General features: G+C 68.4%; 10 protein-coding genes. 8 read left to right on the top strand and 2 right to left on the bottom strand.

Going from position 1 to position 12,542, the window contains the following annotated elements:
• Positions 1-1,534: acyl-CoA dehydrogenase family protein (locus tag WBP48_RS07855; protein WP_424438578.1), on the bottom strand; the 1,534-nt coding region annotated here is incomplete at its 3' end.
• Positions 1,531-3,255 (bottom strand): fatty acyl-AMP ligase, encoded by a 1,725-nt coding sequence (locus WBP48_RS07850; protein WP_424438575.1) that lies wholly within the window; start codon positions 3,253-3,255, stop codon positions 1,531-1,533. The genes WBP48_RS07850 and WBP48_RS07855, both read right to left, overlap by 4 nt.
• Before the next feature lie 252 nt (positions 3,256-3,507).
• Here WBP48_RS07850 and WBP48_RS07845 point away from each other — a divergent pair, with 252 nt between their 5' ends.
• The 8 genes from WBP48_RS07845 to WBP48_RS07810 form a co-directional block, all read left to right on the top strand.
• Positions 3,508-4,071, top strand: coding sequence for an acyltransferase (locus WBP48_RS07845; RefSeq protein WP_424438572.1), 564 nt, complete (start codon positions 3,508-3,510; stop codon positions 4,069-4,071).
• Positions 4,068-5,264 (top strand): glycosyltransferase, encoded by a 1,197-nt coding sequence (locus tag WBP48_RS07840; protein WP_424438569.1) that lies wholly within the window; start codon positions 4,068-4,070, stop codon positions 5,262-5,264. The genes WBP48_RS07845 and WBP48_RS07840 overlap by 4 nt, the downstream gene beginning before the upstream one ends.
• Positions 5,265-5,476: 212 nt before the next feature.
• On the top strand, positions 5,477-6,979 hold the full coding sequence (locus WBP48_RS07835) for a sugar transferase (RefSeq protein ID WP_424438566.1): 1,503 nt from the start codon (positions 5,477-5,479) through the stop codon (positions 6,977-6,979).
• 73 nt (positions 6,980-7,052) lie between these two features.
• Positions 7,053-8,225, top strand: a complete 1,173-nt coding sequence (locus WBP48_RS07830; RefSeq protein ID WP_424438563.1) for a glycosyltransferase — start codon at positions 7,053-7,055, stop codon at positions 8,223-8,225.
• A 72-nt stretch (positions 8,226-8,297) separates the two neighbouring features.
• Entirely contained in the window at positions 8,298-9,233 is a 936-nt protein-coding gene (locus WBP48_RS07825) for a glycosyltransferase family 2 protein (protein ID WP_424438560.1), read from the top strand.
• On the top strand, positions 9,230-10,540 hold the full coding sequence (locus WBP48_RS07820; protein ID WP_424438557.1) for a wax ester/triacylglycerol synthase domain-containing protein: 1,311 nt from the start codon (positions 9,230-9,232) through the stop codon (positions 10,538-10,540). Before WBP48_RS07825 ends, WBP48_RS07820 begins: the two co-directional genes overlap by 4 nt.
• 4 nt (positions 10,541-10,544) lie before the next feature.
• Entirely contained in the window at positions 10,545-11,075 is a 531-nt protein-coding gene (locus tag WBP48_RS07815; protein WP_424438554.1) for an acyltransferase, read from the top strand.
• 92 nt (positions 11,076-11,167) lie between these two features.
• Positions 11,168-12,542 (top strand): S8 family peptidase (locus WBP48_RS07810; protein WP_424438551.1); only part of this gene is annotated, 1,375 nt, incomplete at its 3' end.

The raw sequence follows: 12,542 nt of genomic DNA, 5'->3' as shown, positions 1-12,542 counted from the left end.
CGCCGGGAACGTCCTCGCCGCGCGCGGCGAAGACGGCCAGCGCGCTGGCGGCGCCGAACACGAGTGCCAGACGCTCGGCGGTGTCGAACGCGACCGGGTGCGGCTGCGATGCCCGCGGGAGCGTCTCGATCTCGCCGAGCAGGGTGGTGTACTCGGCCTCGATGAATCGGGCGGCCGCGACGAGCTCAGCGTTTCCGGTCCTCCCGATGGACTCCACGAGAGCGGGAAAGGCGCGCAGCAGTGCAGAGCCGTGACGAGTCACGAGGCGCAGCTGGTCGGCGGGGAACGGCCCGACGGGCGCGTCGACGCGAAGCGGTGCGAGGACCGATTCCGGATCGGGAGCCGGCCGCTCCCGCACGATGTTGGGGAACTCGTTGATGATGACGTTGAGGTTGACGATCGAGTTGCCGTCGAAGATGCCGACGACTCTGTTGTCTCGGGCGGCCTTCTGGAAGGCTCCCGCACCGGCGACCCCGAGAAGCTGAGAGCGGGCTCCGAGGAACGAGGTCAGGTCGCGGAACAGCATGTCGACGGTGTCGGGCGCCAGGAACTTGACGAGCGCGCTGACCAGCGCCATCTCCTGCGGTGCGGAGTGGATCGTGCGCCCGCCGACGATCATCAGCGATTCCGCGAGGAGCGTGTCGGCGACCGCCTGGGCGATCACTCGCTGAGCACCCGGGAGGTCTGCCAGCCGTCGGCCGTACAGGCGTCGATCCGCCGCGAACTCCAGCGCGATCTCGAGAGCGTGATCGGCCGCGCCGACCGACAGTGACGTCGTGAGCGGGCGGGTCAGCTGCAGTGCCTTGAGGACGATCTCCAGTCCGTGCCCCGCTGTGCCCACGACGTTGGCGGAATCGACGACGGTGCCGTCGAAGCGGATGCCGCTGATGTCGGCGCCCCGGATGCCGTGCGTGCGCACCTTCGGCTCGTAGGAGATCGTGGCGAGATCCAGATCCTGCTTGTCGATGAGCACGAGGGACAGGGCACGGGGCCCCGCCTTCTCGGAGGACCGGGCAAGGACCGTCATCGCCCGTCCCCGGGTGGCGTTGTTGATCGGCCATTTCCCGCCGTCGAGTCGGACACCGCTGTCGTCGAGGCGGGCCACCGTCGCCGACCGCGACAGGTCGGAACCGCGTCCCTTCTCGGTCAGCCCCCACGAGACGGGGTCACCGGTGACGACGATGTCGGCGGTGCGCTGAGCGATCTCGCCGCCGGCGACCCACGAGCACACCGACCCGAGAAAGGTCTTGCCGTGGGCGACGGCCGCGGTCACGTCGCGTCGTGCCAGGTTCCGGATCATCAGCATCGGCACGAGCGAGTCGTGGAGTTCGCCGCCGTAGGCCGTCGGAACGTAGTGTCGCTGAAGGCCCCAGGTGTCGATCGCCTGGACTTCGGCCACGGGGAACATGGAACGTTCGTCGAGATCGATGGAGCGCTCCGTGTTGATGACCGAATCCGCTTCGCGCGGGTCGCCGAGCAGCTCGTCGAAGGCGCCGGCGGCTCGAAGGTCGCCGGCGGTGTCGGTGCCGCTCATCCGGAGACCTCCGCGAAGCCTCGGGCACTGATCACGGGCAGCTCGCTCCGATCGATCAGCCGGCGGGTGAGGGCGCGCTGGACCTTCCCGCTCGTCGTCCGTGGCAGCGAGCCCTTCCGGATCAGCGCCACGGACAGGCCGGGCAGCGTGAACTCGTCGGTGAGCTGCCGCGCGATCGCGGTGAGGAGCTGCGTGACCGCGTCGGGGTCCATCTTCGCCGCATCGATCTCGGCCACGAGGCCGATCTGGGTCGACGACGACTCCGACTCGAACGCGGCGCTCAGGCATCCGGGGGGCAGGAACGCCGCGGCGGCCGTCTCGAGATCCTGGGGATAGATGTTGCGACCGCGCACGATGATGAGGTCCTTGAGCCGGCCCGTGATCACCAGTTCGCCGTCGGCGAGCACACCGAGATCGCCGGTGCGGAGCCACCGGGTCCCGGGCTCGTCGGCGATCGTGGCGTGGAAGACCGCCGCCGTCTCGTCCGGACGATTCCAGTAGCCCTGGGCGACGCTCGTCCCGGTGACCCAGATCTCCCCGATGTCTCCGGGTCCGACCCGCTCCGAGGTGGTGGGGTCGATGATCGCGATCTCGGTGTCCTGCGTCGGCGGGCCGCAGGGCACGAAGGCGAGCGCGCGCTCGGTGCCCTCGGCCGGGAAGAACCGTCCGGCCTCGACCCCCGCGGCGCTGGCGCGGATCGCCTGCGGCGGCGTCGCGTCGCGGTGCGCGGTGACGAGCAGTGTCGTCTCGGCCATGCCGAAGGCCGGGACGAACGCCTGCATCCGGAAGCCGGTCGGCGCGAAGCGCTCGCCGAAGGCTTCGAGGGTGGTCATCCGCACCGGCTCGGCGCCGGTGATGACGACCTCGAGCGAAGAGAGGTCGAGGTCCGCCAGCTGCTCGTCGGTGATGAGGCGCGTGCACAGGCCGAAGGCGAAATCCGGACCGACGGCGTGCGTGACGCGGAACTCGCTGATCAGTCGCAGCCACAGCACCGGTCTGCGCAGGAACTGCGACGGCGAGGTCAGGTACATCTGGGCCCCGCAGAAGATGGGCTGGATGAGCTGACCGATGAGACCCATGTCGTGGTAATGCGGCAGCCACCCGACGCCGATGCTGTCTTCCGTCAACTCGGTGACCGCCGTGATCGCCAGCTGGTTGGCGATGAGATTGCCGAAGGAGACCATGACCCCCTTGGGAACGCCCGTCGATCCGGACGTGTACTGCAGGATCGCGAGGGAGTCCTCGTCCACCGCGGGCACGGTCCACCGGTCCGGATCGGCGTCGGCGGGCCCCTCGACGAGGATCACCGGGGGGAAGGGCTGGTCCGGTGTGACGCCGAGGCTTTCGAGCGCCCCGGGCACGGCGATGATCGCCTTCGCCTTCGCGTCGATCGCGATCGCCTCGAGGCGATCGCGGACGGCGTCCATGTTGCGCGTCGCGGCGATCGGCGCCGGGCAGACCACGACTCCCGCGTACAGGCATCCCATGAGCGCACGGATGAAGGGGAGCCCCGGCTCGAAGGCCAGGACGGCGACGTCCCCCTCTCGCAGGCCCGCGCCCTTGAGTGAGACGGCGCGCGCGCGAGCGTCGGCGTCGAGCTCGGCGTAGGAGATCTCGTCGTACGCGGTCGGCGAGGTGTAGAAGCGGATGCCGCGGTCTTGCGCCGTCGTCGCCGACTGGCGCACCGCCCGCAGAAAGTCCGCCCCAGCGAGTTCACTCATCTATCGACCTCCAGAATAGGGACTAGGGTAGCGTTCGCCTGGGCGAGTCGGGAAACCGGTCGGCGGGTGCCACGCAACGATCCTGTGACCCGCTCCTTGTGCTCGAAGCGGTGGGTGCGACATGTTCTGTAGCAAACTGGCTATTATGAATAGGTCGATTCTGATCGGCCGAGGGGTGAGCGATCGGAGCGTGGCCGTGGGTGTATGGATCGGGGAGCGCATGTCATCGCCGATTGCAGAGGAGTTTCGTACGTGCACGCGCTAGATGCGCTTCTTGCCCTGCAGCGGGCGCGAGACTCCGTGTTCAGCAGGATGGCGGCATCCGGCTTTCATGAGTTCGGTCGCGGCTCGCGGATCCTCCTGCCCACTCGCGTCAGCAATGCCGACAAGATCTCGATCGGCAAGAACGTGCTCATCGGTGCCGGCTCTTGGCTGATGGTCCCCTCGCGGGAGCAGCCGGGTCCCGTGATGTTCCTCCACGATCGGGTGAGGATGCGGGGGGCGTCGATCTCGGCGATCCAGAGCGTGGTGATCGAGGAGGCGGTCGGGATCGCCTTCGGGGTGTACATCGCCGACCACATGCACGGCTTCTCGAATCCGGGCATCCCGATCCGCGACCAGCCGCTGTCGGAGCCGCGTCCCGTCCGCATCTGTCGCGGCGCGTGGCTCGGTCAGAACGTCGTCGTGCTGCCCGGCGTCACCATCGGTGAGTACTCGGTCGTGGGTGCGAACTCCGTGGTGCGAGAGGACGTCCCGCCTCACTGCGTCGCGGTCGGGGCGCCGGCTCGAGTGGTGAGGGAACTGGCAACGGGGTGAGTTCATTCGACAGTCGAGAGGGCGAAGCACCTGCCCTCCCGGTGAACTCGGATGTCGATGATTTCGTGTTCACCTTCTCCTTCGAGACCTATGCCGATGCCTCGCGGCGGGGGATGATGCGGCCGCCGGATCGCATCATGTCGACGCTGCTGCGCAGTCCGCATGTGCGGCGGCTGCTGGTCGCGAATCCCTATCGATGGGTCCCGCGCGTGCTGGCCTCGCCGTACCTGGACCGAGACGCGCGCTTCCCGCGACACGAGCGGGCATGGCTCCATTCGCCCACGCGGTTGCGCCGCCGCGACCGATTGGCTCCCGAGCACGCGATCGCCGACTACCGCGGGTACGACGAGTCGCTGCACCGCGCCGCGCGCCGCCGCGGCCTCGAGAGCCCCGTCGTGCTGACGACCAATCCCCTCGTCGCCGGGCTCGCGCCGCTGGAGTGGGCGGGGCCGGTGACCTTCTTCGCGAGGGACGACTGGCTCAGTTCACCGGCGCGCCGCCAGTACTGGCCGGCGTTCGCCGAGTCGTATCGGCGGATCGCGCAGTCCGGGCGCTGCGTGGTCGCGGTGTCGGCGCAGATCATCGAGCGGATCGCGCCGACGGGCGCCCACGCGGTCGTCCCCAACGGCGTCGAGCCCGCCGAATGGCTCGGAGCCGCGCCGCCGCCGCCGCGCTGGTTCGCCGAGATCCCGCATCCGCGCGCGGTGTATGTCGGCACGATCGACACTCGAGTCGACATCGAGGGCGTGAAGTCGTTCGCGCAGGCCCGTCCCGACATCCACACGGTGCTTCTCGGTCCGCTGCCCGATCCCCGGTATGTGCGGGAGCTCGCGGATCTCGCAAACGTGCACGTCCACGCCAGCGTGGGCAGAAGCGAGATCGTCGCCATTCTGCGCAACGCCGACCTGTGCCTGGTCGCCCACCGCCGTACGCCGCTCACCGAGGCGATGAGCCCGCTGAAGCTCTACGAGTACCTGGCGGCCGGCGCGCCGGTGCTGTCGATCGACCTGCCGCCGGTGCAAGGGGTGAGTGATCGCGTGCTGCTCGTGGACCGCGTCTCCGACTTCGCCGACGTCGCCGACGAGGCGCTCGCGCGGGGACGGGCCGCCGAAACCGAGCGCGAAGCCTTCGTGGCAGCCAACTCCTGGGCGGCCAGGCACGAGCAGATCATCGGGCTCGCCCGTGCACGGTAGCGGCAGGATTTCGCCGCGCGGCGGTGTTTCGGGGGCATCACGCGGTGCCTACGGCTCCGTAAATTGCGCCGGTGGTCATGGCGAGCAGTCGGTCGGAGCGACTACTGTACTGAAAGCAGTGCGACTGCGCCCCTTCGGGGTGCGTGTTGCGCGAATTGCAGTCTTGGGGGCGCATGCTGATGTCTGTCAATGAATCCACGGGGACTCTGGGAGTGGACGATTCCGCCTTTTCGGACCGTCCGGACACCGGTCTCACCTCATCGGTGCAGATCGATGTCGAGGGACAGCCGCGTCGGCTGGGCTGGCGCAGGCATGTCGTGGTCGGCATGGCGGTGATCGACGCCGCCGCGATCGCGATCTCGGTGGCGATCGCGCAGTTCGTCAGATTCGGCGAGGGCGCGCTCGGCCCGATCATGCCGGGCATCGAGAAGATCGATGTGGCGTATCTTGCCATGAGCGTCGTGCTGGCCGGTACGTGGTTCATCGCGCTCTCCGCGACGCGAAGCAGGTCCTTCCGGAACACCGGCACGGGGATGGTCGAGTACCAGCGGGTGCTGCAGGCGACTCTCGGCACGTTCGGGCTCCTCGCGGTCGTCGCCTTCCTCCTGCGGCTCGAGGTCGCGCGCGGGTACGTCGCGATCGCTCTTCCCGTCGGCCTCGTGCTTCTCCTGCTCGGTCGGGTCCTGTGGCGCAACCGGCTGCACGCGATGCGTCGCCAGGGTCGCTGCATGACGGGAGCGATCGTCGTGGGCTCCGAGGACGAAGTCCGCCACGTGATCACCCAGCTCAAGCGGAACTACCGCGTCGGATACCGTGCCATCGCGGCCAGCATCCCCGATCTCAAGCGTCCGGCCCGTCTCATGGGCGGCCTCCCGATCATCCCCTTCGACGAGGTGGCGGCGATCTCCAAGCGCACGCGGACGCGAGCGGTCATCGTCTCGGGGAACCTGCCCGGGGGCAACGACGCGGTGCGCTCACTGGGGTGGGAGCTGGAGAACTCGAAGGTCGAGCTGATCCTCGTCTCCCGCCTGACCGACGTCGCCGGTCCGCGCATCCACATGCGTCCGATCAGCGGTCTGCCGATGGTGCACGTCGACCTGCCGCAGTACTCGGGGTTCAACCACATCGTCAAGCGCGCCTTCGATATCACGCTCGCGGGTCTGGCCCTCGTCGTGCTGTCGCCGCTGCTCGCCGCGATCGCGCTCGCGGTCCGTCTCGACAGCGAAGGCCCGGTCATCTTCCGGCAGGAGCGCGTCGGTGCCAATGGGACGAGGTTCGTCCTCCTGAAGTTCCGGTCGATGGTCCCGGATGCCGAGGCGCGCCTCGACGCGCTGCAGGAGCAGAACGAGGGCAACGGTCTGCTGTTCAAGATGAAGGAGGACCCGAGGGTGACGCGCGTCGGCCGCGTGCTGCGGAAGTTCTCCCTCGACGAGTTCCCGCAGTTCTGGAACGTCGTGCGCGGTGACATGAGCCTGGTCGGTCCGCGTCCGCCGCTCCCCGCCGAGGTCGACAAGTACGAGGGCAACGTCAGCAGGCGGCTCCTCACCCGCCCGGGGATCACGGGTCTGTGGCAGGTGAACGGCCGCTCGAACCTCTCCTGGGAGGAGTCGGTCCAGCTCGACCTGTACTATGTCGAGAACTGGTCGATCACCGCTGATCTCATCATTCTCGCGAAGACCGTGCGAGTTGTTCTCAAAGGTGACGGCGCATATTGACTCTCGGCGATCGACCCTCCCTTCGGCGCAGGCGCAGATCGAGCAGGCACCCGAATCGTGAGGAGCGACAGCAATGGGGGGACTGATCGTCCAGGAGTGGATCGAGCCCTCCGGGGGCGCTGAGCAGGTGCTCGACGCGTTCCGCATCGCTTTTCCCGATTCCCGGCTGTTCACCCTGTGGAACGACGATCCCGACCGCTTCCCTCCGGGTCTCGTCACGGAGTCCTGGCTCGCGCGCACCCCGCTGCGGCGGCACAAGGCCCTCGCCATGCCGCTCATGCCGGCGACGTGGCGGCGCAGCAAGGTGGCCCAGAAGCCGGACTGGGTCCTCGCGAGCAGCTACGTCTTCGCGCACCACGGCGATTTCGGGACCCGCCGGGCCGGGGTGCCCAAGTTCTCCTACGTGCACACGCCGGTGCGCTACCTGTGGGAACCGGCGCTCGACGGGCGCGGTGCCGGGCGACTCACCGCGCTGCCCCGGGAGATCCTCAAGCGCATCGATCGCAGGGCCGCGGCCGACGCGGGTGCCCTCGCGGCGAACAGCCGGTTCGTGCGCAGGCGCATCGCGCGGGTCTGGGGGCGCGATGCGCGCGTGATCTACCCTCCCGTCGGAGCGCAGCAGATCATCGATGGCGGGGACTGGAGTTCCCACCTCGACGCGGCGGATGCCGAGATCCTCGCGTCGCTGCCGGAGTCGGGATTCCTGCTCGCGGCGTCGCGGCTGGTCCCCTACAAGCGGCATCGGGATGTCATCCGCATGGGCGAGCACCTCGGCATTCCCGTCGTGGTCGCCGGGAGCGGCCCCGAGCGTGCCGCGCTCTCAGCGCTCGCCGAGTCGTCGCGCGTGCCGGTGCACATCCTCGGCTTCGTCTCCGATGAGCTCATGCGGGCGCTCTTCCAGCGCGCGCTCGCGTTCGTCTTCCCTCCGGTCGAGGACTTCGGCATCGTCCCCGTCGAGGCCATGGCGGCGGGCTGCCCCGTGATCGTGAATCGGGAGGGCGGTGCGGCGGAGTCGGTCATCGACGGCGTAACCGGATTCCAGGTGGACCCCGACGACCTGCAGGAGGTCGCCGGCGCCGTCGAGCGGCTGGGTTCGTTGCGGCCGGATGCCGCGAAGGCGCGCGCGATGGAGTTCGATACGACGAGGTTCATTCGCGAGATGCGCGAGTGGCTCGGCGACGTCGCGCCGCCTCCCAGCGGTGGGTGGTCGACCGGTGGCGACTCGTCGATGGTCGCGGCCGCGTGATGCGCGGGAGAAGGCGATCGATGCAGGTGCTACCCGACCGGAGTCCTACGATGGGTCTGATGGAGTCCTCCCGTGCGCTATGACGATGTATCGCTTGTGATCTGCACACGCGAGAGACCCGAGATGCTGCGCACGGCGTTGGAGTCGTTCCGCGCCAACACTCCCGCCGATGTCCAGATCCTCGTGGTCGACTCGGCATCCACGACGTCTCAGACGCGCGAGGTCGCTCGCGACGTCGGCGTCGACTACGTGCGCACCGACACGCGGGGTCTGTCGATCGCGCGCAACGTCGGTCTGCGCACCTCGCAGCGTCCCATCGTCGTGTTCACCGACGACGACTGCCAGGCGATCGAAGGCTGGCTGGAACCCCTGCTCGACCATTTCGACGATCTGACCGTCGCGTCCGTGACGGGAACGATGCTCGACCACACGCTCGTCGGCCGGCCGCGCGAAGCGCGGCCGATTCGACGCTTCACCCGCACGACGGCCGGCATCGACGCGGGGCACGGGGCGATCATGGCGTTCCGTCGTGAATACGTGCTGGGGCTCGGCGGGTTCGATCCCGTCCTCGGCGCCGGACGAAAGCTGGCCGGCGCCGAAGACCTCGACATCTTCTGCCGGATGCTCTATGTGGGGCACCAGATCGTGTCCGACCCGGGCTGCGTCGTTCTTCACGTGAACACGCGGGAGGATGCCGCCTACACGAAGCTGCATCGCGGGTACGGGCTGGGGCTGGGCGCGCTGACCAACAAGTGGTTGCGGATGCACACCCGGGAGGGTGTCATGCTGGCTGCGATCGTGCTCAAGAGGACGATTTCGCGCATCGTTCGTGAGCGCGCGGACGCGCGCCGGCGCAACGCGGACGTCGCCCTGCTCCGCGGCTTCCTCCGCGGCATCCTCATCGCCACCTCGCTGCGGCGAGTGGGCACGGTCTTCGTGGACGCTCATCCGCCGACGCCGATCGCACTGCGCGAGGCCGAGAACGAGAACGGCGGATCCGCGCAGTGACGGCGACACCGGTGCGAGCGGAGCTGATCAGCACGCTCGATGAGAAGTACGTGTCCAACACCGTCGCCTTCACGGCGATGATCGCGACGGGGACCCTGATCGTGGACGCTTCCTCGCTGCGCGGCGCCGACGGGGCTTTGGACCGTGACCTCATCCGTACGCGGGTCGACCGGCTGAGTTGGTTCGCCCCGTCGATGCGGCAGCGACTGGTGTCGACGCCGCTGCGGCTGACGACGCCGGCGTGGGTACCGGTGACCGCGTTGGATCTCGAGCACCACGTGAGGTTTCACGACTCCGTCGAACCGGACGATCCTGACCGGGTGGAGGTCTTGACGGGACGGGCGTTCGCGGCGATGGCCATGGACAAGCCGCTGTGGGACTTCACGTTCGTCGAGTTGGACTCGGGTCGGGTCGCCATCGTCGTGCGGTACCACCACGTCATCGGTGACGCACTGTTCGGGCTTCGCATCGGGGATGTGCTCGCCGGTCCGCAGTCGTCGGCGGAGGCCCCGCTGGCCGGTCCCGCCGAGCGGGAGGCGCTCGGCGTCGCCCCGCGGACGGGGTTCGGTGTGCTGCGGGTGGGCTTCGCGCAGTGGTGGCGTCAGCAGGGCTCCGTGCGAGGGGCCTGGCGGGACTACTGGCGCAAGCCGCTGCGAAAGCGTGTTCGTCGGTGGGTCGGTCGCCTCATCCGTCCGCTCAAGAATGCGCGCATCGCGAGATCGGGTCTCGTGGATGCGGTGCTGGCGGGGCGGAGTTCTCGCTACATCGTCGTGGACCTGGCCGCCGCCACCAAGCGCGCGTACCGTCTGGGGGGCACGGTGAACGATCTCACCGTCGCCGCAACGCTCGTGGCCGCAGCTCGCCAGCGCCCCGACGCGGAGTTCGTGTCGATCCTCGTGCCGATCTCACGCCGCACTCCGGCGGATGCCCGAGTGCGGAACGCGATCAGCGTCGTGAAGGTGACCGTCCCGGCCGGCGACAGCCTCGCCCAGATCGTTCCGAGCGTGCGGAACCAGGTGCAGCACGCCGTCGATTCCGGCGGATCCATCGTGGCTGGCGCGAACGACTGGGTGGGCTACTCGACGTACGTGACGTGGGGGCGAGAGCAGCGGTACTTCGGTCAGGCGCCCGTCGAGACCGTGACGGGGTGGCCTGCCGGAGACCCGGCCGACGAGATCGCCTGCTTGGCGTGCTCCTACCGGCGTGATCTCGTCATCTGCGTCACCGCGCGTGAGAGCATCGACGTCGACGCGCTCGTGTCGTCGCTGGCGGAGTCGTTCAACGCGAGCGAGCCGGTGGGGGGCTGAGGATATGGGACTCTCCGATGCGTTCACGTCCATCCTGGACCCGAGGACCCTCGCCCACTGGCTGCGCCTGACCCACTTCAACAACTACTCGTTCGTGCGCGAGGTCCGACGGATCGACCGTGGCCCGAACGTCTCCATGGCCCCGAACGTCTCGTTCCGCAACGGCGAACGCATCACGATCGGCGCGGGCACGCACATCGGCGAGTTCAGCGTGATCTGGGCGGGTAACACGTCGGGACGAATCGTGATCGGAGCGAAGTGTCTGTTCGCTCCTCACGTCACGTTGACGGCATCCAACTACGGTATAGTTCTCGGACCGGTGGCGATCATGGACCAGCCGAAGGTCGAGGAGGATATCGTCATCGGTGACGGCGCGTGGTTGGGGGCGAACGTTGTGGTGCTGGCCGGGGTCTCGGTCGGCGAGGGTGCGGTAGTGGCCGCGGGTGCCGTGGTCACGAAGGATGTGCCGCCGTTCTCGATCGTCGGAGGGGTTCCGGCTCGAGTCATCGGCGAGCGACCGGAGCGCTCTGAGTAAGCAGTAGGGCCGCTGTCGGCTATGGGAAGCCAATTCGGGCAGCAAATCTGGGAAATGCAACACCAAGGGGCAATAAGCATGGGAGACAAGGCATGAGCACGGACAGGAAGAGATTCGGGCGCTTGCGACCCGGCTTCGCGGCGCTCGCGATCACGGTGCTGGTGGGCGGAGTGTTCGGAGCATCGCCCGCGTCGGCCGACGAGGGCAGCGACACGTACACGGTGAGTTTCAGCAGCGTCGATGAGGCGAAGGCGGCGATCGCTGATCTCGGGATCGAGACGGATGCCTTCTACGAGGGCGCGATCAAGGGATTCTCGGCCGAGTTGACCCCCTCGCAGGTCGAGGCGTTGCGCGCGTCCGGTGCGGTGTACGGCGTGAGCCCCGACAAGGTGGTCACTGCCGCCGCGCAGGATGTCATCCCTCCGGTGCGCACGGTCGAGGCCGATAAGGCCCCCGTCAACGCGTTGTCGGCCGGATCATGGACAGGGCCCGCGGTGGCCATCATCGATTCCGGCGTCAGCACGCACTCCGATCTCAACATCGCGCAGCAGGTCAACTGCTTCGGGGCCGGGGATGGGCAGGATGCGAACGGCCACGGCACGGCCGTCGCCGGTCAGCTCGCCGCCATCAACAACAGCTTCGGCATCGTCGGTGTCGCCCCCGGTGCCCCGATCTACTCGATCCGTGTGTTCGACAACAAGCTCAAGGGCAGCGTGTCGCAGCTCATGTGCGGCCTGGACTGGGTCGTGAACAATCACGCCAAGTACAACATCAAAGTCCTCAACATGAGCATGCAGTTCGCGCAGACCGACGACGGCAACTGCGGTTACTCGAACGGTGACACGATCCACCAGGCCGTGTGCTCGGTCGTGCGTGAAGGCGTCACGGTCGTGTCGGCGGCGGGGAACTCGGGCAAGGACATGGCCGGCTTCGCGCCGGGCTCCTATGACGAGGTGCTGTCGGCGACGAACTTCGCCGACTACGACGGTCAGCCGGGCGGTCGCGGTTCCAAGACCTGCACTGAGACGGGCGCGCCCGTCGATGACAGCTACGCCCCGGCGAGCAACTTCGCGGTGAGCGTTGCCGATCAGGCGCACACCATCGCCGCTCCCGGCACCTGCCCGACGACGACGAAGAAGGGCAACCGCTACGGACTCGTCGCTTCCGGCACCAGCCTGTCGGCCGCGGTGACCAGCGGGGTCGTCCTGGACTGCTACAACACCGGCGCGTGCGCAGGCAAGACGCCCGCACAGGTCATCTCGATCGTTCGCGCGCAGGCGGAATCGGCGGCGAAGAACCGCGGCAAGCGTTTCACGGGTGACCCGCTCAGCCCGGTCTCGGGCCGTTACTACGGATACTCCGCCTCGACCATCCCGACGAGCGGCTCGTCCACGCCGAGCCCGACGCCGACCCCCACGCCGACGCCGACGCCGACGCCGACCCCCACGCCGACGCCGACCCCGACCC

The organism is Microbacterium sp. (genome assembly GCF_049661145.1).
Taxonomy (GTDB): Bacteria; Actinomycetota; Actinomycetes; order Actinomycetales; family Microbacteriaceae; genus Microbacterium.
This window is presented reverse-complemented; position numbering and strand designations above follow the sequence as displayed.